Consider the following 20,409-nt stretch of genomic DNA (forward strand, 5'->3'; position numbering starts at 1 on the left):
GCGCGGACGCTCGCGCGCCGGACGGCGGGGAAGCCGACGGGAGCGACCAGGGAGCCGGGGAAGCGGCGCGGCCGGGTCTTCCCCGCGCGCTGGGGAAGCGGGGCAGCGCCCGGGGAAGTGGGGAACTCGACGGCTGCCGCGAGACGGACCGGGTGGGGAACTTCCCCACCCGCGCGCCCTCCCCCGACCCTCGGCCGGTGGGGAAGTTCCCCACGGCGGCCGGTCTTCCCCACCCCGCTGCGCGCGCCCGGCTTCCCCACGGCCGGGGAAACGGCGACGGGGAACTGCTGCCGCGAGTCGCACGCGGCCCTCCCCGGGGCGGCTCCCCACCCCCCGCTTCCCCAGCTCCCCACACGCGCCGGCGCCGGGACCGACAGGTCCCGGCGCCGTGGTGCTGCACGTCGGTCAGAAGATGCTGTCCTGGTACGCCCCGGACGGATTGCCCGCGGCGAGGGCGGCGGCTATCGCCTCGTCCAGCCGCTCCGGATCGGCGGCGGCGATGGCGGCCTGGACCGCCCGCGCCCGCCCCGCCGCGCCCCGCACGTCGGTCAGCGCGTGCCCGGCAAGTCGCCTCCTAGCTGCGGCGTCGCGGTTGTTGTCGCCTCGGGTGCCCGGGAGCCAGTGGCCCGGGTTCTGGCACGCGCCGTGGTCGCATCGGTGCCGCACGACCAGCCCGCCGGCGAGGGCGTCGGCCCCGTGGGCGAGGCGGTAGCCGAACAGGTGGGCGGGCACCACGCGGGAGGTCTGGGTGGTGTGGGACCCTGCGCGGAAGCTCCCGTGCCCCGTGTCGGTGATCGCCCCCAGCCACCACCAGCAGTCGTCCGGACCGCGCTGCAGGACCTGCGCGCGGTAGCGCTCGACGGTTTCCCCATCGGCCAGCAGCGTTCCCCACGGCACCCCTTCCCCGCCCTCCGGGGCGAGGGCTTCCCCACCGGGGTCGGCTTCCCCACCGTGGGGAAGCGGGCCGGGGTCTTCCCCACCCGGGCCCTGGGGAAGGTCGGGGTGGGGAACGCGCGGGCGGTGCTGCTCGCTGGGGAACATCACCGCTTCACCATCCCGGCCGGGCCGGGGCGGCTCGCCGTGGGGAAGCTCTCGGGCCCGGCGTGCACGAAACGGGCCTCGGGCCACGGCTCCTCGCGGACCACTTCCCCATCGCTGTACGTAATCGTGACGGCGGTGTCGTGGTCGGGGTCGTACGCGGCGCTGGTGAAGAACCGCCACCCCTCCGGGTCCCCGTAGATCCACGCCCACCCCCCGGCGAGGGCGTGCGCGAGGTCCTTCACGCGGACGTCGCGCACCTCGGGCTCGGCCGGCCTCGCCGGGGAGTCACCCAAATTTGGGTGACCGGGCTCGGCTTCCCCGCGGTCGTCCTGGGCGGCCAGCTCGGCGGTCGCCTCGATGTCGACCTCGCCGTCGCCGTGGTGGCAGATCACCGCGCCGGTCTCGTCGGTCTCCGTGTACGGCGGGAGGTCCTGGTCGTCGTCCTGGTCGCCGGTGCCGTAGGTGCGCCGGCCGCAGCCGGGCGCGGTGCACCGCCACACCTGCTCGCCCTCGACCTCGATCCGCTCCGTGATCGTCGCGCACCCCGGACACGTCGGCGTGACGTGCATCACATTTCACCTGTTGGGGCGGGTTCGGCGGTCGGCACGGCGTTCGCGGCGAGGAACGCGCCCGCTGCGGCGGCGGCCTCCTCGCTGGTCTCGGCGTGCCCGTCGTCGCCCTCGGGCGCCTCGGCGGTCTTGCGGTTCGCGGCGGTGGCGATCCACCACCACCCGCCGAACTCGGGGTGGTACGAGACCCGGGCCTCCCCGCCGTACATCTCGAAGTGGACCGGCTCGCGGTTGGCGGCCGGGTTGATCGCGCTCACCGCGCCGGGCCAGCGCAGCCGGGCGGCCTGGCGGCTGATGTCCCACGCCTTGCCCAGCTGCGGGTAGCCCGCTCCCAGCTGTCCCGCCTTGCGCGCGGTGTCCTCGGCGGCGGCGTCGGCGGCCTCGCGTACCGCCCGCAGGGCGCGCAGGGTGGCCAGTGCCCGGTCCGGGGAGCGGGTGACCACGGTCTCGCGCGTGGGCGCACCCATCGCGTCGAGTTCGCCGGCGCGGCTCCAGATCTCCCCTCCCAGGTCGTAGGCGAGGCGGAGCACGGCGGCGGTCAGGGCGCGCTGCTGGTCGTCGGCGGGGTCGGTCCATGCCGGGTCGCGCAGCTTGAGCAACTCGGTCCAGTAAGGGTTCTCATCGTCCATGTGACAAGCGTAGTTGTCGTGGCCGTTCTCGACAATCCAGATTGTCAAACTCGCGCGCGGCGCTCCGCAGGGCTTGTTATTAGCCGCTGCTCGGGCGGCGGCGTCGCTCGGCCGTTCGGTGCGCGGCGGTGCAGCTGTACGGGCGGTGGCGCGGGCAGATATGACAAGGGACGACGAAGCAGGGCGAGGTGGTGGTGGGGGTGAACGACGTGTGGCCGCTGAGCCGGTCTCCCGTCGGTACGCGGCGGGCCTGGCGCAAGCGCGAGGAAATGCAGCTGCGGCTGAACGGGCAGTACGGGCCGGAGTGGTGGGAGGTCGTGCCCGTCATTGCCGGGATCGCGGCCGTGCTCGGGTTACCCCTGGTCGGCCTCGGCTGGCTGTGGTCCCGGGTCGGCTGGTGGGCCGCGCTGCTCGCGGCGGTGGCGCTCGCCTACGGGGTGCGGGCTGCCGTGCGGTGGCGGCGCGCGGTGGTCGTACAGCGGCGCCGGCGGGCGCGGTGCTACTCCCTCGCGGAGATCGACGCGGCGGACGACCGGCGCTTCCGCTCGATCGTCGGCCGTCTGCTGCTGCGCGACGGCTGGACGCACGTACGCGGGGTGCGCATCAGCCGCACGGCGGTGCACCTGGTCGGCAACGGGCCGGACGGTCGCCAGCTCGGCCTCGCCTTCGAGCGTGGCGTCGAGCAGCTGGGCGAGGCAGGCGGGCGGGCGGCGCTGCGCCCGGTCGGCGGTGCCCCGCGGCTGCCGGCCGGAGTCGCGCCGGGCCCCCGCCCGCTGTTCGTCGTCGTCAGCTCCGGGGTCTTCTCCCGGGAACGTGTGGTGTGGGCGGCCCGGCACGGGGTGCGGCTCGTCGACCGGGCGGTGCTGCAGCGGTGGGCGGCCGGGGAGGACCTGGCGGTGCTCCTCGACCTCGGCCTGGACGACGTCGCGCAGCCGAACGCGTCGTAACGGGCGGCAGACATGACGAAGGGCCCGGGAGATTCCCGGGCCCTCGCTGTCGGCGGGGTCGGTCAGCCGCTGTGCCGGGGCAGGCGCCGCTCGGCCTGCTCCTCGATGGCGGTGACGCGGCTGGCGTCCCAACCCGGCTGGGCGGGGAGACCGTAGAGCATCCCGCGCAGCTTCTTCGCCTCGATCACGGTGACGCCGTGCAGCTCGGTGCGCCCGCGCGGCGCGGGGACCTTCGCGCCGTGCACCGCGAGGACCGGGCGGACCGGCACCCCCAGCGCCCTGGCGGCCTGCTCGGCTTCCCACACCACGGTCTGCAGGGCCTTGGTCTGGTCGTAGCGCCCGTACCGCAGCAGCCCGCCGGTGATCGTGAGCCGCGACTTCTTCGACTGCCAGTTCTTGCTGTCGACCAGGACCACGCCGAACGGCCCGGCGACCAGGTGGTCGATGTTGGCCCGGCTCCCGGGGATCGACCGGTCGTGCAGCACGGCATAGCCGCGGCGGGCGAGGGGGCGCAGCAGCCGGGCGGTGGCCTCCTCGCCGACGGCGCCGCTCGTCCAGCTGTTGCGGGCCCGGCGGTAGATGCGGTGGACGCCGTACGCGAGGACGGCGAGGGCGGCGACGGTGCCCGCCTGCCACCCGAGCAGCGTGCCGGCGGCCATGCCGACCACGGCCGCGCCCGCTGCGGTCAGCGGCAGCACAACCTTGGCGCGGCGGTGCTGCTGGATGCGCTCGGCGGCGCGGGCTAACTCCCCGACGCGGCGGGCGCTGGCCCCGGCCCCGTCACTGCGGCGCCCTGGTGCGATGGCCATGTGGTCCCCTCCTGGTCTGCCTGCTCGGCCTGTCTCGGGGACCGTAGCGCCGGGCACCGACACGGCGGCAGTGCGCCTTCGGTGCCCGGCGGGCGGTCCGGCGGTCAGGGCCGGACGGGTCGGTCGTCGCCGAACTCGACGAACCGGGCGAAGGCGCGCTCGATGCGGGGCTTGCCCTCGGTCACGGCGGTGATGACGCGGTCGAAGTAGCGGCGGGCGGCCTGCTCCTGGTCCTCGGTCAGCACGATGCGCCGGTCGGGCCCGGCCGCGGTGACGGCGGCCAGCAGCGTGCGGGTGTCGTCGTCCTGCAGATGGAGCACGGCGAGGGCGCGGGCCAGCCGGTTGACGACCTGCTCGGCAGTCTCGGGGACGCGCTCGCCGACGGAGTACCGCGCGCGGTCGGCGGTCTCGTTGCCGTACCACTCGCCCGCCTCGGTGAGGATGCTGCGCAGGTCGGTGTAGCCGGGCTCCAGCGCGAGGGCCTTGCGGCACTGGTCGAGCAGCGCGACCAGGACCTCGACGTCGGCCTGGTTGACGGGCGCGGCGTACAAAGGGCTGTGCTCGTACCCGTCGGGGCCGATGACCTTGTTGCCGGTGGTCACCTCCTCCCCGGTGAGCAGGGCGTGCCGCTCGTCGAGCAGGGCCTTGGGCAGGGCCTCGAAGATGCGGGCCCATGCGGCGCGGACGGCCTCGCCATCGAGGTCGGCGGGCAGCGTGTAGACGTCGTCCGCGCCGGCGCGGGTGTCCTGGGTGGTCTGTTCGAGCCAGATGAGCAGCGGTTCCTCCAGGTCGAAGAAGTCGGCGAGGAAGTTCTCCTCGGCGGGCAGCAGCCGCGGGGCGGTGTCGGTCATGCGGGCGCTCCTGGTCGGTGAGGCGGGGGTGATCATCCGGCCCAGAACCACATGGTCTGGTCGTCGGTGTCGTGCTTGTACGGGGCGCTGTAGTCGATGCCGGGCCGGTCCGGGTAGGACGGCCGGAGCACGCGGCTGTGGGGGTAGGACTCCGGGGTGCGGCCCAGGATCGTGTTGATCTGCTCCTCGGCCTCGTCGGGGACAACGCCCTTGACCAACATCAGGGTCGGGTTCGCCTCGACGCCGACCGTGCCGTCGTCGAGCACTTCCATCTCCAGGTCGACGTCCAGGACGACGTCGAGACCCGCTTCCCGGGCGAGGGCGTAGGCGCTGCGCACGGTCGGCCACGTCATGCCCTCCCAGGGCACGGTGATGGTGAGCCCGTCGTCGCCGTGCTCGCGCTCGATGCGCAGCCAGTCGATGGGGTCCCAGATCCGGCCCAGGGCGAGGCTCGGGGATTCGGAGGCGACCATGTGCCCGTCGAACTCGGTGCGCATCCACTCGCGCACCGGGGAGTTGGGGCCGAACTTGTAGCGGGTGTGGTTGGACGGGTGCCCGCACACCGACAGGTTGGGCACGGACCCGGCGGTGAGCTGCATGTCCTCCATCACCGCGTCGTGCAGCTCGCGGTGGTCGGCCGGCCACTGCTCCCAGTAGGCGCTCTCCCGCTGCTCCTGGGCGGCGTCCTGGACGGCGGCGTCGGCCGTGCAGGGCTCGCAGCCGGTGACGTGGCGGAGCTGCTCGCGCGAGGCGTTGGCCTGGGCCCCGTTGGCGGGGTTGGTGACGATGCCGACCCGGTCGCCCTCGACCCACACGACCTTCGCCGGGAAGGGGTCGGCGGGCGGCATCTGGACGGTGTCGCCGACCTGGAAGTGGCCGTCTTGCTCCCACGCGGGCGCGGGCGGCTGCGCGGGGACAACGGGTGCGGTGGTCGCCGGTGGCGGGTGCTGGCACGAGGGGCAGCCGATGGACTCGGCCGCGTCGGCGGCGGGGGCACCGGCCGCTTCGGCGAGGGCCCGCCAGCACACGGGCCGGCCGGACTCGTCGAGCGTGCGGCCACTGGGGAAGTCCTCGTCCGGGCCGTAGAACACGGCGACGACCGGCTCGACGCCCGGCAGGACGATACGAGTCGGCGCGATGTGGGGCTCGAACTGCGGGGCGGGCGGGATGGACGCGAGGCTCTCCCACACCACGCAGTTGAGCAGCTGGGCCAGGGTGCGGCACTCGTGAGTGCCCATGCACGGGTCCCAGGTGCTGCCGTCGGCGCGCAGCACCTCCAGGCCGTCGGTGACGGTCAGGGTGATGGTGTCGTAGACGTAGGGCTCGATAGCGGGCGCGGTGGCGGTGCGGCGGCGGTTGCGGAACAGCTGGCGGATGTTCACGGGGTCTGGTCCTCCTCGTCGTCGAATGCGTCGGTGATCAGGTCGGGCCAGCGGGCGTGGCCGCGGAATTCGAGGCGGTGGCGCAGCATCGCGGCGGCGTGCTCCCGGGGGACCTCCAGCGCGAAGTCCTCCAGCGCGCGGGCGATGACGTCGCCGACGGTGACGCGCATCGGGATGGTGATGTGCAGGTCGACGACGGGCTCGGCGAGGCGGGCGCGCACGGCGGTGGTGATGGCGTGGTCGGTGGCGGCCTGCAGCTGCTTGCGGTAGTGCTCGTCCGCCCGGCGCTCCTGGCGTTCCTGCTCCAGCCGGAGCAGGCGGGGGGTCAGCAGGGCGGCGAGCAGGGCGAGTAAGAGGACGGTGCCCACGAACCAGGCCACGGCTACTCCTCCTCGGCGGCCGGCGCGGCGGGGTCGTCGTACGGGCGGACGACCTTGCCGTCGGCGAACGCGCGGCGGGTGCGCGGCACGAAGGTGGGCTCGGGCTCGTGCTTGTCCTCGGCCTCGTAGACCACGGTGGCGTTGATGCCGTGCTCGTTGACGGCCATGCGGTAGTGCTGCCAGCCCTCGTGGCCGTAGAAGGTGTTGATGGGCTCGCGGCAGGTGACGCACAGGGCGTCGTCCGGGCGGGTCAGCTCGTCGTACACCTCGACGGCGTCGGACAGGGCGCCTTCGGGGACGGCGAAGCGGCGGTCGATGGAGTCGAGCAGCTCCTGCACGGTGCCCAGGTGCCGGTCGCTGGTGGCGGCGAGGGCCTGGCCGACGATCCCGAGCAGGGCGACGGTCTCGGCGGTCGCCGTGGCCAGCTGCGCGTGCAGGGCCTCCAGTCCGGCGCGGGTCCACTCGATCTCCTGCTGCGAGGGTCCGCCGGCGTCCCAGGTGAAGCGTCCGCCCGGCGCGGCCGGTGCCGGGCGGATGGGCTTGCCCTGGGAGTCGAGGGCCGTGCGGTCAGCGGGGCGGGTGCCCCGGTCGGCGACGGGGAGGGGGACGACGGCGGCGACGCGCTCGCCGTTGCGGGTGACGTACGTGATGGCCCCGCCGTCCTTGGCGCGGTCGACGACGGAGGCGATCTCGTCGCGGACCTTGCGGATCGGGTGCTCGTACTCAACTACGGTCATGTACCAATGGTACCGCGCTGCGTGTACCAAGGGTACGCACTTGCGGGAAGTGGTCGAAGAATCTGGGCGCGGCCCGGACCGTGCTGGTCGGTTCGGCCGGCGCACGCGCGCCATACGTCGGACCGGAGCGGGGGGCTCCCTCGTCGGGCGGGCGCGCGCAGCGCTGCCGCAGGTTCCCGGGGAACGGAGTGGATCGCGCTTGCGCGACCCGCTTGCGGGCGCCGTAGGCGTCCACGTAGGGCCCCGGGGTTCTGTGGCACCCTCCGGGGCCCGGTCGGCGAGGGAGTTCACCGCGACCCACCACCCCCTTCACCACCCACCGGCCGGCGCCCGGCCACGTCCTCCCACCCCCTCGGAGGAAGGGCCCGCCGGAGGCGTCTTGTTCGGTGACCCGGGCCAGCGGCCGGGCGGCCGTCGCCGTACCTGCTCGGGCGGTCGGGCGCGTGGCGCTGACCTGGGCGGGTTTCATAAATCCGACCGCAGATGAGGCGCCCGGACGTTCACGGGTCACCCAAATTTGGGTGACTGGCGGGCGGTCGGGTAGCCGGAGCCCATCGCTGGGCCCCGGCCCCCTCAGAACCGGACGTGCGCCTTTCAACGCATCCGGCTCAAGCAAGCCGCGAGGGCTCCGCAGGGTGGATACTTACGGTCCGATTTCCGTCGTTTGCATGATGCTGACGGTGACAATCGGCGTGCACGAGGCTGAGGTTGGCTCGTTCATCCGTCCCGCCGTGCCTCCGGTAAACGAGGTGGTGCTTGTTGAGCACCTTCCTCGACGCCGCGAACCAGTCGATCCACTCGCGCAGATTGTCCGGCTCGTATTCGGCTCCGTCGATCAACGCCTGACGACAGAGGGGACACACGCCCTTCTGTCGCGCCGCCAGGTACAAGCTGGTCTTGTCCATCGGCGGCGGCGCTTTGATGCGGCGACGCGCCCGCCAGTAGCCGGTCAGGGTCGAATCGTCCGGAGACGACGACCCTTTGACCGCGTTATGGCGGGCGTAACGGGTCCAGGCGAACTTCTGGAGGTAGGCACCACTGGGGTGGTGGCCGAATACCCAGTTGTCGCGCCTGGCCTTGTTGAACCGGCCGAAATAGTGGCGCTTGATCCACAGCCCCGAGCGGTTCTCGTGGCCACGTTTCGCCCACTTGTAGAGCAGCGTGAACATGTAGAAGTCCATCGAGCAGAACACCCGATGCGACGCCACACCCCGGTAGTACGCCGTCCAACCCCGCACAATCGGGTTGAACTTGGCGATCACGGCCTTGGACGGAGCGCCCCGAAGGGCGCGCATTTCGGTCCGGAGCCGTTTTCGGAGCTTGTTGCACGCCTCTCTACTCGGCCTGATGACCAGCGTGTCACCGTGCTTCTTCACGGAGAACCCCAGGAAGTCGAACCCCTCACCGAGGTGGACGACCTTGGTCTTCGCCTCGTTGAAGCGAAGACCTCTGGGTGCAAGCCAGTTCATCAAATCCTCTTTGACCCGGAACGTCTCTTCCTTGCTGTGGCACAGGGCCACGAAGTCGTCGGCATACCGGATCAGCACGGGAGTTCCGGCGACGACGCAGAATTCACGCCCTCTGCGTGTGTCGCGCCTGGCTCCCGCGGCCTCTTCCATCCCGTGCAGTGCGACGTTCAGCAGCAGCGGGCTGATGACACCGCCCTGAGGAGTGCCCTCCTCGGTCGGCGTCCAGCGTCCGCCTTCCATCACGCCGGCCCGCAGCCATGCCCGGATCAGGTCCCTGGCGGGGAACTGGCCGATCATGGCGTTGAGGTGGTCGTGACTGATGCGGTCGAACGCGCCTTCCAGGTCCGCGTCCAGCGCCCACAGGCGCTTGGCCAGCCTGCCCCTGCTGAAGGAGCGGATGGTCGCGATCGCGTCCTGGCAGCCGCGTCCGGGCCTGAAACCGTACGATTTCGGCTCGAACCGCGCCTCCCACTCGGGTTCCAGTGCGTTCTTCACGCGGGCCTGGAGCACCCTGTCACGGATGACCGGGATACCGAGCGGGCGCTGCTTCCCGTTCGCTTTGGGGATGTACACGCGCCGGACCGGCTGGGCCTTCCACGGGTGCGACCGGTGGCTCTCGGCCGCCAGTCTGGCCCTCCCCGCAGGGGTGAGGACCGTTTCCCCGTCGATTCCTGCGGTCCGGCGACCCTTGCTCTGCTGGGTCACCCGCTTCACGCTCACCAGCGTGTTGCTGCGGCTTCTCAGCATGAGCTTTTGCAAGTTGCGGACCCGCTTGAGGTCCCCGTCCTGCGTCGCCTTGAAGATCCGCTGCCTCAGCCGCCGTACGTTCTCCTCGCACTCGGCCCAGTCGATGCTGTGCCACGCGAGTTTCCCGCCCTCCGGTCCGTTCACCTCGGGCACACGGGCAGTCGCATCTGCCGCTGTGGTACTCAAGCACGCCTCCGGCATCCAACTTGTCCTTCGGTTCCGACGCCTTTGCATTGGGGCTTCAAAGGCTTACCTGATCCACGTGGGCGCCCTTTCGGGCCGGGCCACCAGGGCCCGTATCCGGCGGGTTATGGCGGACAGCGGGTGGAGAGCCACCGCCCGTTTTTCCCTGACCTTTCGGCCTACCGGCCTTCGCTTCTTGGATCATCCTGTTCCTGCTGGGGAGTTGGGCCTCCCTTGCGGTCGGCTTACCGGTCATTCCGGACCCCATCAGGGTTTCCGTGTTCCGCACGCAGAAGATGCGGCTGGGGTGGGCGCCCCCTCTACCCCGTGGCCAGCGGTGTCTCACTACCGATGTTGCTTGCATCGGAAGCCGCCTGTGCCTTACAGCACCGAGCCCTACCCTGCCGAAAACCAGCCATCGCAGGGGTCCCATATAACGAGGCATTAACCGGGGGTTCACGCGTGTTCGCCCGTCCAGCCTTCCCCTTACCTGTGGCCCCTCGATGGCCGAGGCGCCCTTGGGCGTGAACGCTCAGCTTCACACCCCGCCGTTACCAGCGACGCATGTGAGCGCGGGGACGAAAATCGAGACACTAATTCGGAGGAAATCTCTTGTCTGAATCTCTCCACGAGACTGACCTCACTTCTCAGCGTGCGGCCTCACGTCGCACAGCAAGTTGGTGCGGAAGGGGAGCCTTCCGCAGCAGGGCCGGACCGGGGACGGGCCGGACCCATCGCGCGCGCGTGCGTAGGGGGGTCCCAAAAGTCCCAAAACCCGGCGGCACGCAGCACAGTGCGCCGGGACCGGGGGGTCTCGGGGCACTGTCGGCGGGGCGGGAGCGGGGGCTACCTCTGGGCGGCTGCCGGGGTGCCGACGGCGATACGGGCGCCGACCAGCTGCCCGGCCTGGGCGGCGGTGCGCAGCGCCTTGGCGGCGGCCTTGGCGTCGCACGCCTGCGGGTCGAGTCCGCCGACGTTGCCGACGTAGAGCACGGCCCAGCCGTAGCGGGCGGCCTGGGTGAGCCAGCCGTCGGGGAGGTCCACGGAGCCGGTGAAGAACTGCCCGCCGTCGGGGTCGAGGACCAGCAGCCCGTCCTCGCCGGCCGGGCCGTGACCGAGCAGCAGCACACCGACCCACTCGGCGACCTGCGGCGGGGCCTGCCGCAGCCGGGTGACCAACTGGAAGCCCTGGGCGAGCAGGTGGCTGGCGACCACGTTCGTCAGCTCGCCGGTGGGGTTGTCGGTGACGACGTACGCCTTCCCGACGGTCTCGGCGACCAGGACGGGCAGGTCGGCCCCGCCGTGGTCGAGGACGGCGGCCGTCATCGTCATGGCGTAGCCGTCGGCGGGCGCGGCCGGGGCGAAGTCCTCGCCCATCTCGATGACCTGGGAGGGGCCGCACCGGTCGTGGACGTAGACGACGTGGGTGAAGGTGCCGCCCGTGCGCACCACCATGTTCACGGCCCCGGTCAGCGGCTGGTCGCACACCACGCACTGCCCGTTGGCCAGGGAGACCTCGGCGGCGCGGGCGAGGCCCTCGGGACCGAGCAGGGCGCGTACCTCGGGGCTCATGTGCAGGTCAGGCACCGGCGTGCTCCTGGTCGTGCTCGTCGAGGACGGCGGCGGCGTGCTCCTGGCGGGCGTAGCCGCGGGCGTCGGTGTCCCACCGGACGTCGGCGGCCGGCACGGGGCCGCGGCCGGTGCCGTGGGCCCGGTCGTGCTCCAGCAGGCGGCGGGCGGTGTCCTCGGCGTCCTGCTCGCTGGCGGCGGGGTCCTCGACCTCGGCGAGGGCGGGCACGGCGCGGTCGGCGAGGGCGGCGCGGTGCACCAGGTACGTGCGCTCGCGCTGGCGGTCGCCGGGGTGGACGGTCAGCTCGTCGTCCAGGCGCTGGACGGCGGCCGTCGCGCGCAGCAGGGCGAAGGGGTCGGTGGTGCTCATCGGGTCCTTTCGGGGAGGGACGGCGGCCGGAGCCAGCTCGAATGGCTCCGGCCGTCGCCGTGGTGGTCGGGGGTGGCTCACAGCTCGGGGTCGTCGACCTGCCCGTTGTCCTCGGTCTTCTTGCTGAGCTTGTGCACGGCCTGCCGTGACACGCGGGCCCGCCCGGCGATGTCGGAGTCGCTGTATCCCCATGAGATCGCCCGGTTGACCAGCTGCAGGCGCTCGGTCTTGTACTTCTCCAGCCGGGCGCACTCGGCGCCGACCACGGCGAGGCGGTCCCAGTCCTGCTCGCGCAGCCGGGCGCGGTGGCTGTAGGCGGCGTCCTTCGTGCCGAACAGGCGCACTCCCTGCTGCCCGGCGTGCCGCTCCTCGCGCTCGATCCAGGTGTTCAGGGCCGCGTCGGTGGTCTCGGAGGTGATGTCACTGGCGGCCAAACGGCCGTGCTGGGCGTCCCAGTCGGCGAAGTCGCGGGCCGGGCGGGGGTCGCCGTCCATGAGGACGGTGCGGTACCAGGACCGCACGCCCAGCACCTGCAGGTACACGCCCGTGCCGTCGCGGTACGGGGTGCCGAACACCTTCTTCACCTCCTGGTGCCAGTGCTCGTTCGCGCCGATGTAGCGGGTCTGGAACTCGCACTCCTCGGCCAGCTTGTCGAGGGAGAGGCCCAGCAGCTCGGGCTTGTAGACCTGGGGGAACCGCTCGACGATGTCGGCGAAGTCCACCAGGTCGGCGTCGACCTCCGGGGCGGCGGCCTCGCGGTGACGGGAAGTCAGTCGGCACAGCTGGCGGCCGGCGCGCGCGGAGGCGGCCGACCAGTCCAGCTCGCCCCCGGCCTCGAAGAATCCGTCGAGCAGCTCCTGGGCGTACGGGGCGACCAGTTCCAGCAGGGAGTTGGCGGCCTCGACGTCGAGGTACGGGTGTCCGGTGAACCCGGAGTCGATGGTCCAGCACAGCAGCTCCGGGACCGGCTCGAACCACATGTGCGGGCCGCTGCCCGGCAGGTACAGCTTGCCGGGGTGCCAGCGGTTCCAGGTCTCGCGCGGGACGTCGTTGGTAGCCCTCCAGCTGGGGTTCCAGGGCTCCCGGTGCTCGGTGCCCTCGTGGAAGGACAGCTCGCCCGTGCCGGTGTGCAACAGGACGTGCTGGTAGGACCCGGGAGCATGTGCGCCGGGGACGGGCTCGGTCGGGATCACGCTCGTCACGGGGGTGATGGCGACACGGGGCGCCCGGTAGGTGGCGACCTCGACCTTCGGGACGGGCACGGTCTCGTTCATCCAGTTCTCCTCGCTGAGTTCGGTCTGACGTAAACAGGTTGACGGTGCCTCAGGTCAGCGTCAACCGGTTGACAGGGATTGTCCGAAAGCAATAACAAGCCCTGCGGTGGGCTCATCGGAAGATCAGGAACCACGAAGCGGCTGCGCCGGGGGGCGGCCCGGCATGCCGTGGCGTCAGGCGGTGGCGATACGGCGCTCGATGCGGGCCCTGGCGACGGCGTGGTCGCCGCGGCCGTCGGCGGTGCGCGGGTAGCGGCGGCGGGGCTGGCGGGCCAGCGTGGTGAGCACCAGGGCGGCCTGCTCGGGGTGCGTCTGGACTCCCGTACGGACACCGGCCTTGGGGGCGCGCATCCACTCCTCCTCCTGACGCCACCACCGGTACAGCTCGGTCTCGACGGCGTACCGGCGCGCACGGCTGGCCGTGACACCGAAGCAGCCCAGCGCCTTCGCCGCGGCGACCAGGGAGCCGGGCCGGGCGCGGTAGTACGGGGCACCGGAGCGCTCGGCGGCGAGGGTCTGGCGGGTGGCGTGCTGGTCGGCTCCACGGCGGCGGAGAGCGGCTCCTGCGGCCGTACGGCAGCGTTCCCCGGGCACGGCCTGGCAAGTGGGGCACTCGTGATGGACGGTCATCACCGCGCGCGTGGCCACCAGCAGGTTCTGCATCCTCCCCAGGTGCTTGGAGACGGTGCGGGCGCTGTATCCGGTGCGCTCGCACAGCTCGGTGAGGCTGAGCGCGCGGTCGGCGTGCAGGACGAGCTGCTGGTAGACGCGCCCGGCGTGGTGGCCCAGCCCGCCGGCGTGGTTCTCGGTGGCGCGGCCGTAGGCGAACAGGTCGGCCTGACCTGCGGCGAGGCGCTTTTCCAGGCGGGAGATCAGGGTGGGGCGGTCTACCCCTAGGGGGGGCAGGTTCCTTTGTGTCCCACCCTGCGCAACGAGGGTGAAAGCAGGGTGCGAAGCGGTGACGGGGAGCAGCTCGTAGGTGTTCGCCGGGCCTGTGTCCTCGGCCCGGCCCAGCCAGCTGTCGAGGCCCAGCCGCCGGAACGCCCGGCTCATGGTCGAGCGGCCGTAGCCAGCGGCGAGGGCGGCCCGGCGGGCGTCCAGGTTCAGCACGGTGCTGCCGGACTGCAGGGCGAGCAGACAGAACACGTCCAGCGCGGCGCGGTCGGCGGGGCCGGAGTCGATGGTCCAGCGCTCCGGGCAGGCGTCAGCGGCCTGCTGCAGCTGCTCGACCAGGGCGACGACCTCGGCGAGGTTCTCGGTCCACTCCAGCGCCTCCTGCGGGAGCGGGAGCTTGGCCGCGAACGCCACGCACCGCTCCCACTGCTGCTCGAACTTCTCCTCCGCCTCGGCCTGGTTGAGCATGACGCGCAGCGGGCCCACGCCCGGCGAGGTGCACAGGTGCAGCAGCCCGCCCTCGCGGTACTGGCGGTCCTCCAGCAGACGCTCGACCATCGGCTGCGACCAGCGGCGCAGGGCCAGCCTGGTGAGCACGGAGGCGCACACCTCGCTGACCCGGTCGGCGGGCGGCCGGCGGGTCAGCAGCGCCATCGTCTCGCGGTCGAGGACGGTCTTCGGAGTGCCAGCCAGCCGGGGGCCGTCGTCGTCGATGATCTCGCCGAACGCGTCCCGGCCGACCAGCTTGGGACGGACGTCCACGGCGGCCGGGACGGCGTCGATGATGAGCAGCAGCCGCAGGAACGCGTCCGACGGGTTGCCACAGGTGGCCGGGGTGAGCAGCTTGGCGGCCCGGCCGGGGCTCAGTGGGCTCAGCAGCTCGCTGCGGCCTCCGTTGCGGTGCGGGGCCCCGATGGGACGGGCCGCGCCCGTACGGGACTTGAGCAGGCCGTAGTCGAGCGTGGGCAGGCGCTTCGCGGCGGCCACGGCGATCGACTCGACCAGCGTTGCGTCCAGCAGCGTCTCGGCGGCCACCCATACGTGCCGTCCGCCGGCGGACCCGGAGGCGGCGACCACGTAGGTCAGCCCGGCCTCCTCCAACCAGCGCAGCAGAGTTGCGAGGTCGGGGCCGACCTCGCCACGCTTGGTGTCGAGGTCGAAGCACAGCCAGCGGTAGGCGCGGAAGAAGCTCGACAGGTAGACGGCGTACGGGCCACGCGGGGCGCCACGAAGGGTGTGCATGGAGCGCTCGACGTACTTGTGCTGCCACTGGCCCGAAGAGTTCATGGTGTCGACGCGCACCGACAACCGCGGGGACAGCCGCAGGAACAGGTCCTGCAGGTCCGCACGCGGGGCTCGGGGGGTCGGGATAACACCGGTATGGGGGTTGTGATTCGGGGCAGATGACGGGCTGTGCGCACTCGACTCCGCGGACACTCCGGGGGTCGGCGTGAGCTGTCCGGCACCGTAGCGGTCCGCTACGATGGGGGGCGCTCCTAACTCCATATGCACGCCGAAGCCCCCCTACCGCCGTTCGGCGGAGGGCCTCAACGCGACCAACCAGGCGCGTGAACTGGGCTCCGACTCTGTATGCGGTGTAGGACACCACCCGCCCGACAGTCGCCGTGGAAAGCGTCTGTGGGGCTCGACTCACCTCCTCCTCTGTGAGGCGAGGCCCCCCGGTTGGAAGCCGGGGAACCTCTGGGACTGCGGCGTTTGGAAGACACCGTTGGACGGGTTGAGCAGGTACAGCAGCAGCAATGCAATGGGTTTCAGCGGCCTGGGAAGAGACGCTGGACCCGGTACGTCGGAAGGGCGCCGTTGCCCCGGTTGGAATGACCGGGGCTTTTTGGCGCCCTTCGACGCTTTTTCAGATGATCAGCCGGTCATGGGAAGTTCCCCCTGGTCCGGCTCACCGAAAGCGTCGCGGGCCCATACCGGGCGGCCGTGCTCGTCGAGCTGGTCGCGCCGGATGAGTTCCGCGATGTACTTGCCCATCGAGACCCCGGACGCCTTGGCACTGGCGAACGCCTTGGCGTGCACCTCGGGCGGTACAAGTGGCGACAGACGCACCAGCTTGTTCTTGGACTTCGAGTCTGCGACGGGCGGCACGTACTCCCGATCGCGCGCATCCCGACTTCCATAGGGCCTAGACATACAGGTGATCATGCCACGCGGGCCGTTCATGTACGTACTCAAAACGCGGGTGCGGCGCGTGTTTTTTCTGAGGCGGGAGGTTTCATCCCTCGTCCCCGGGTGAACGGCTGACGGGCAATTAGGGCAAGTCGGGACGTTCGTGGTTGCTCGGGGCGCTTCCTCCCGGCGAGGGAAGGCGTCCAGCGCACGGCCAAGAACGTCACCCGATCCGGTCACCCTGCACCCCTTCCTGCGCTGCTTCGTGAGGTCCTCTCGAATCCGTAGACGTATCGGCCCTCGAAATCGTTACAGGAAAGGGGACACCAGTTTTCGCACGTCAAGTGGTGTCCCCCCAGGCGGGAGAGGGGGCGGGGTGTCTCCCGCTGGGCGTCCCGTCTCCCGGGAGACGGCTGTCCGGGCCGGCGGCCCGACGGGCATGTCGGTGGCGTCCTCACACTGGGGGAACGTCGGCCGCCGGATTCTGTTACACCCCCCGCCCGCGGGCCCGGGTGCGCGGTCAGCGCTGCGGGAGGTCGAGCAGCATGGCGTGGAACAAGGGCGCGTCGGGGATGCGGGGGCGCAGGTCTCCCAGCGTCTGCCAGCCCCACGACTCGTACAGGGCGTGGACCTTGGGGTGCTCCTGGTCGACCAGGAGCGTGGCGCGCTCCTCGGGCCGGGCGGCGAGCAGGGCGTCGTGCAGCTGGCGGGCGGTGCCGGTCTTGCGCCACGGGACGCGCACCATCAGCTCGCTGAGCGCGTAGGTGCGGGTGCCGGTCTCCTCGACGACGTCGGCGGGCACCTCGGTGAGTAGTCCGCCCCACCACGGTGCGCCGGCCGGGAGCGGGGCGCCGTAGGCGTAGCCGACGGGCTGGTCCTGGTCGTAGCCGACCACGCACGTCCAGCCGTCCCGGCGGCTCCAGCCGTCCAGTCCTTTGGCGAACCGCTCGACGGTGGCGAACGGGTCGGTCTTCGCGGCCTCGGCGTACACCTCGGCGTAGACGTCGAGCAGCAGCTGGCGCACCTCGGCGGCCTGGTGGTGGTCGTAGTGCCGTATGTCGAGCGCGGTCACGGGCGGGGCTCCTAGGCGGTGAGGGTCCGGCGGACGGTGGCCAGCCGGTCGGTGATGCGGCGGCTGTCGAGGGAGGACGCGTCGATGCCGGAGACGGTGGCCGCGGCCTGCTCGCGCTCGCCCTGGGCCAGCTGCAGCTCGGCCAGCTGCACGGAGTAGTACGCGCGGTTGCGGCGCATCCGCTGCGGGAGCAGGTCGAGGGCCTGGACGGTGGCGGCCTCGGCGCGGTCGTAGTGGCCCAGCGCCTGGTGGGTGATGGCGGCCAGCCCGGACAGTTCGGCCGGGTTGAGGAACGACAGCCATGTCGGCGCCGGCTGGCCCGGGTCGACGCGGTCGTACGCCTTCTCGGCGGCGAGCAGGGAGCGGACGGCCCCGGTGCGGTCGGTGACGCGGGCCTGGCCGATGGCGAGGCGGGCGTGCAGCAGGGTGGCGATGTGCGGGTCCTGGCGGGCGCGGCGGTTGTCGAGGGCGGCGCGGGTGATCTGGACGGCCTCGCGGTGGCGTCCCTCCAGCCGGGCCTGCATGGCGAGGTTGGACCACGCGCGGGCGGTGGCGGAGGGGTCGGCGGCGAGCAGGGCGCTCTGCAGGGAGGCGGTGTGGAGCAGGGTGGCCTGCTCGCCGTCGCCGCTGTCGTGGCAGGCCCAACCGGCGGACGCGTACAGGCTGCTGATCGCGCCGTGCAGGGCGCGCTCGACGCGGTCGCCGTAGGTGCAGCCGTCGAGGGCCTCGCGCAGCCGGGCGATGTAGCCGGTGGAGACGGAGATCAGCGGGCCCCCGCCGATGGAGAAGAAGTGGGCGTCCATGCGGCCGATGCGCTCGTGGACGCGGTCGACGTCGCTCATCGACAGGCGCCCGCTGGTGGGGGTCTGGTCGATGCCCAGCACGGCGGCGACGGTGGTGGCGGCGGACGCGGTGATGAACCGGCGGCGGTGCACTGGCTCCTCCTCCTGCTGTGCCGGCCGCGGCGGACGGGGAAGGTTGGCGCTGGCCTTGCCACGCGGCACGAACCCCAGCGCCTGGGCCGGACGATCGAAGATCCGTTCCAGTGGCAGAAGGTACTTGGTCCACGGCCAGCGGACTTCCCCTGAGATCCACCGCCGGACATGCCGGTCGCTGCAGTCGCCGGGTCTGCCGAAGATGTCCTCGGCCACCCGGTTCACCTCGTCGGCGAGGCCCTGGTGCTTGAAGTCGTACTCGTCGAGCAGCGCTTCGAGGATCGCGTTGCGCTGTCTGTCCATCGGGGCCCCCGGTGTGCTGTGCGTGCGCGCGACGGTAGTGCGGCGGCACCCCGCGCGTTGGCAAAACTGTCCGGTCTCTCGACGGGAAGTGCCCGCAATCCGGCCTGATCCCACCCGGACGTGTGGCGGTTGTCTGGGAGTACCGAGACGAACCGATCCGGGAGCCCCCGTGCCGAACTCCTCCAGCGGCGCACGCCGTGTCACCTGGTCCTCGAAAGCCGACCCTGACGGGCGGGTGCGAGAACGCTGGCGCCGCGCGGACTGCCGTACGGACTGGGCGCACTGCGGCCGGGAGTGGGACGCGGTCGCGGTCGAGCTGCAGCGGGGCCTGGACGCGCTCGACGCGCTCGGCCTCGGGCTGCGGCAGGGCTACCCGGTGCTGGCCGACTACCTGAGCAACCGGCTGTACGTGATGGTCGACCCGGGCACTGGGCACGTCTGCCGGGACGTTCCCGGCGTCCGCGTGCTGTCGACGGGCTCGCAGGTCCTCGTCCCGGTCTCCGGTGCTGGCACCATCGCGGCGCACTGGGTCAGCCCTCCCCGGGCGGCCCGGCTCGTCGACTCCGGGAAGCTGGCCGGTGCGCTGCTTCGCCTGGTCGACGTCGGCGCGGTCGCCTCGTGAGCGGGCACCAGGTGCTGCACGATCCCGACGGCGTCCTGGACGCCGAACTGCCCCTGGACCGGGAGCCGCACCAGCTCCTCGTGCGGGCCGTGCTCGCGGTGACCGACCCGGCCGGGCTCGCGCCGGCGGACTGCGAGCAGATCGCGCTGCAACTGACCGGGCACGCCCGGATCGTCGCGCGCGACGTCGAGCAGCTGGCCGGTCAGCTCCCGGAGCGCGACGGGCGGCGCCTGTTCGCGGAGGACGTCCTGCGGTCGGCACGGGAACGGCTGGCCCTGCCGCTGGAGCCGGACCTGCGGTGCCTGCAGGGCCGGGCCCGCATCGTGCGCGACCTGTACGCCCGGCTCGACCGGCTGAACACCCCTCGGCCCGTCCCCGACTGAGCGGGCCCACGATCCCGGCCCGTCGCTTCCCCCCGTGAGCGCGGGCCTTCCCCGGGCCCCGGTGGTGCAGAAGAGCTAAGGCGGCTCTGCACCACCGGGGCCCCTCTCGTACGTACGCGCGCCCGCGCGTGGACCTGCGCAAGTAGCGCAAGAACCCGTCGATATGCCCGCTCTGCCGGGAGCGGGAACGAAGGAGACCGCCCCGCACGCGCGCGCGTGGGACGGTCTCATAGGTTCCACGGGCGTTCCTTCTCGCAGGTCAGCGCGATGCCCCGTGGGTCTCACGGACGGGCTCAGAGGACGCCGCTCTGCTTGCGGAGCCGTCCGGCCTCCTCGATGGCCTCGTGCAGTGCGGAGGTGAGGTGGTCGGCCTCTTCACCGGCGAGGTCGGACTGCTTCTCGGCGCGGCGGAGCCGGTCCTGCAGGAGCGCGCCGCGCAGAGCGGAGGATGCGCCCGCGGGCATCGTGTCGCTGAAGGCGACGACCATGCCGTAGAAGCCGTGCATCAGGTCGTCCAGTTGCTTCTGGCCGTCCAGGTCGCCGGGGCTGCTGATGACGCTGCGGGCGAGGATCTCGGCGGCGGCGAGCAGTCGCCCGGCCGCGATGGCGGGGCGCTCGATGGCACCACCCCCGTCGGGGTCGATGTGCAGGGCCCTCAGCGCATCGCTGATCTTCAGGACCGCGTCGGACTCGTCGGTGTGGGTCATGGGGCGGCAGCGTAGCGACCTCGTCCGGGCCGGTTCCCCCTCTCGCCTGTTCCCGTCCGGCGGACCGGAGACTGAACTCCCCGACCCACCGGGCGGGAAGTCCTGGAGCAGGGCGGCCCCCGGCGGCCGGCGGCGGCGTACGACGGAGCGGAGCACGCTGCCGTGCCGTTGCCGCCGACTCCTGGAGATCACCGTGACTGAGCCCTCGACCCGACCGCCGGACGACGACGAACCCCTCCCCCACTCCACCCCTGACGGCCCGACGCTGCACGTGCATCTCGCGGCGCCGACGGTGTGGTCCGTGTACCGGACGGGCCTGCAGGCAGCCGTCGACCGGACCGAGTCCCTACCGAACCCCCCACCGGACAGCAGCCTTTGACCACAACCCCGTTGCTCCCTGGCG

At 72.1% G+C, this 20,409-nt stretch carries 20 protein-coding genes; 3 read left to right on the top strand and 17 right to left on the bottom strand.

The features are described 5' to 3' along the window. Positions 1-405 precede the first annotated feature (405 nt). The 3 genes from OG764_RS41330 to OG764_RS41340 all read right to left on the bottom strand — a co-directional run bounded on the left by OG764_RS41330 (position 406) and on the right by OG764_RS41340 (position 2,239). Entirely contained in the window at positions 406-897 is a 492-nt protein-coding gene (locus tag OG764_RS41330; RefSeq protein ID WP_328974011.1) for an HNH endonuclease, read from the bottom strand. A 143-nt stretch (positions 898-1,040) separates the two neighbouring features. Beyond that, the gene (locus OG764_RS41335) at positions 1,041-1,610 is read right to left on the bottom strand and encodes a hypothetical protein (RefSeq protein WP_328974012.1); all 570 of its coding nucleotides are present in this window, start codon (positions 1,608-1,610) and stop codon (positions 1,041-1,043) included. After that, complete coding sequence (locus tag OG764_RS41340; protein WP_328974013.1) at positions 1,610-2,239, bottom strand: hypothetical protein; 630 nt, start codon at positions 2,237-2,239, stop codon at positions 1,610-1,612. Before OG764_RS41340 ends, OG764_RS41335 begins: the two co-directional genes overlap by 1 nt. A 200-nt stretch (positions 2,240-2,439) precedes the next feature. Here OG764_RS41340 and OG764_RS41345 point away from each other — a divergent pair, with 200 nt between their 5' ends. Further along, positions 2,440-3,186: a hypothetical protein gene (locus OG764_RS41345; protein WP_328974014.1), complete on the top strand. Its 747-nt coding sequence runs from the start codon at positions 2,440-2,442 to the stop codon at positions 3,184-3,186. 62 nt (positions 3,187-3,248) lie between these two features. Here OG764_RS41345 and OG764_RS41350 read toward each other — a convergent pair whose 3' ends face one another. The 13 genes from OG764_RS41350 to OG764_RS41410 all read right to left on the bottom strand — a co-directional run bounded on the left by OG764_RS41350 (position 3,249) and on the right by OG764_RS41410 (position 18,294). Further along, the gene (locus tag OG764_RS41350) at positions 3,249-3,995 is read right to left on the bottom strand and encodes a nuclease-related domain-containing protein (RefSeq protein ID WP_328974015.1); all 747 of its coding nucleotides are present in this window, start codon (positions 3,993-3,995) and stop codon (positions 3,249-3,251) included. A gap of 104 nt (positions 3,996-4,099) precedes the next feature. Next, positions 4,100-4,846: a hypothetical protein gene (locus OG764_RS41355; protein WP_328974016.1), complete on the bottom strand. Its 747-nt coding sequence runs from the start codon at positions 4,844-4,846 to the stop codon at positions 4,100-4,102. A gap of 32 nt (positions 4,847-4,878) precedes the next feature. Beyond that, positions 4,879-6,228, bottom strand: coding sequence for a hypothetical protein (locus tag OG764_RS41360; protein ID WP_328974017.1), 1,350 nt, complete (start codon positions 6,226-6,228; stop codon positions 4,879-4,881). Next, complete coding sequence (locus tag OG764_RS41365; protein ID WP_328974018.1) at positions 6,225-6,608, bottom strand: hypothetical protein; 384 nt, start codon at positions 6,606-6,608, stop codon at positions 6,225-6,227. The genes OG764_RS41360 and OG764_RS41365 overlap by 4 nt, the downstream gene beginning before the upstream one ends. Positions 6,609-6,610: 2 nt before the next feature. Beyond that, positions 6,611-7,345 (bottom strand): hypothetical protein, encoded by a 735-nt coding sequence (locus OG764_RS41370; protein WP_328974019.1) that lies wholly within the window; start codon positions 7,343-7,345, stop codon positions 6,611-6,613. Between the two features lie 608 nt (positions 7,346-7,953). Then, complete coding sequence (gene ltrA, locus OG764_RS41375; RefSeq protein WP_443056310.1) at positions 7,954-9,762, bottom strand: group II intron reverse transcriptase/maturase; 1,809 nt, start codon at positions 9,760-9,762, stop codon at positions 7,954-7,956. 828 nt (positions 9,763-10,590) lie between these two features. Next, the gene (locus OG764_RS41380; RefSeq protein ID WP_328974021.1) at positions 10,591-11,331 is read right to left on the bottom strand and encodes a hypothetical protein; all 741 of its coding nucleotides are present in this window, start codon (positions 11,329-11,331) and stop codon (positions 10,591-10,593) included. Further along, entirely contained in the window at positions 11,324-11,683 is a 360-nt protein-coding gene (locus OG764_RS41385) for a hypothetical protein (RefSeq protein WP_328974022.1), read from the bottom strand. The genes OG764_RS41380 and OG764_RS41385 overlap by 8 nt, the downstream gene beginning before the upstream one ends. A gap of 77 nt (positions 11,684-11,760) precedes the next feature. Continuing rightward, complete coding sequence (locus tag OG764_RS41390) at positions 11,761-12,957, bottom strand: hypothetical protein (protein WP_328974023.1); 1,197 nt, start codon at positions 12,955-12,957, stop codon at positions 11,761-11,763. 174 nt (positions 12,958-13,131) lie between these two features. Next, complete coding sequence (locus OG764_RS41395; protein ID WP_328974024.1) at positions 13,132-15,138, bottom strand: hypothetical protein; 2,007 nt, start codon at positions 15,136-15,138, stop codon at positions 13,132-13,134. A 591-nt stretch (positions 15,139-15,729) separates the two neighbouring features. Beyond that, positions 15,730-15,963: a hypothetical protein gene (locus tag OG764_RS41400; protein WP_328974025.1), complete on the bottom strand. Its 234-nt coding sequence runs from the start codon at positions 15,961-15,963 to the stop codon at positions 15,730-15,732. Positions 15,964-16,504: 541 nt separating this feature from the next. Further along, entirely contained in the window at positions 16,505-17,056 is a 552-nt protein-coding gene (locus OG764_RS41405; protein WP_328974026.1) for a GNAT family N-acetyltransferase, read from the bottom strand. A gap of 11 nt (positions 17,057-17,067) precedes the next feature. Then, positions 17,068-18,294 (bottom strand): twin-arginine translocation signal domain-containing protein, encoded by a 1,227-nt coding sequence (locus OG764_RS41410; protein ID WP_328974027.1) that lies wholly within the window; start codon positions 18,292-18,294, stop codon positions 17,068-17,070. Positions 18,295-18,463: 169 nt separating this feature from the next. On the opposite strand from OG764_RS41410, the gene OG764_RS41415 reads away from it, so the two are divergent. Further along, positions 18,464-18,916 carry a hypothetical protein gene (locus OG764_RS41415; RefSeq protein ID WP_328974028.1) on the top strand — a complete coding sequence of 151 codons (453 nt, stop codon included), beginning with the start codon at positions 18,464-18,466 and terminating at the stop codon, positions 18,914-18,916. Further along, positions 18,913-19,299: a restriction endonuclease gene (locus tag OG764_RS41420; RefSeq protein ID WP_328974029.1), complete on the top strand. Its 387-nt coding sequence runs from the start codon at positions 18,913-18,915 to the stop codon at positions 19,297-19,299. The genes OG764_RS41415 and OG764_RS41420 overlap by 4 nt, the downstream gene beginning before the upstream one ends. 293 nt (positions 19,300-19,592) lie before the next feature. Here OG764_RS41420 and OG764_RS41425 read toward each other — a convergent pair whose 3' ends face one another. Beyond that, positions 19,593-20,006 (bottom strand): hypothetical protein, encoded by a 414-nt coding sequence (locus OG764_RS41425; RefSeq protein ID WP_328974030.1) that lies wholly within the window; start codon positions 20,004-20,006, stop codon positions 19,593-19,595. Positions 20,007-20,409 lie beyond the last annotated feature (403 nt).

This window comes from Streptomyces sp. NBC_00239 (assembly GCF_036194065.1).
Classification (GTDB): Bacteria; Actinomycetota; Actinomycetes; order Streptomycetales; family Streptomycetaceae; genus Streptomyces.

Bases quoted from the DNA above. Each gene is read 5' to 3' on its own strand.
- OG764_RS41335 (WP_328974012.1), bottom strand. From the start codon at position 1,610: ATGCACGTCACGCCGACGTGTCCGGGGTGCGCGACGATCACGGAGCGG.
- OG764_RS41340 (WP_328974013.1), bottom strand. From the start codon at position 2,239: ATGGACGATGAGAACCCTTACTGGACCGAGTTGCTCAAGCTGCGCGAC.
- OG764_RS41350 (WP_328974015.1), bottom strand. From the start codon at position 3,995: ATGGCCATCGCACCAGGGCGCCGCAGTGACGGGGCCGGGGCCAGCGCC.
- OG764_RS41355 (WP_328974016.1), bottom strand. From the start codon at position 4,846: ATGACCGACACCGCCCCGCGGCTGCTGCCCGCCGAGGAGAACTTCCTC.
- OG764_RS41370 (WP_328974019.1), bottom strand. From the start codon at position 7,345: ATGACCGTAGTTGAGTACGAGCACCCGATCCGCAAGGTCCGCGACGAG.
- ltrA (WP_443056310.1), bottom strand. From the start codon at position 9,762: ATGCCGGAGGCGTGCTTGAGTACCACAGCGGCAGATGCGACTGCCCGT.
- OG764_RS41385 (WP_328974022.1), bottom strand. From the start codon at position 11,683: ATGAGCACCACCGACCCCTTCGCCCTGCTGCGCGCGACGGCCGCCGTC.
- OG764_RS41390 (WP_328974023.1), bottom strand. From the start codon at position 12,957: ATGAACGAGACCGTGCCCGTCCCGAAGGTCGAGGTCGCCACCTACCGG.
- OG764_RS41395 (WP_328974024.1), bottom strand. From the start codon at position 15,138: ATGAACTCTTCGGGCCAGTGGCAGCACAAGTACGTCGAGCGCTCCATG.
- OG764_RS41410 (WP_328974027.1), bottom strand. From the start codon at position 18,294: ATGGACAGACAGCGCAACGCGATCCTCGAAGCGCTGCTCGACGAGTAC.
- OG764_RS41425 (WP_328974030.1), bottom strand. From the start codon at position 20,006: ATGACCCACACCGACGAGTCCGACGCGGTCCTGAAGATCAGCGATGCG.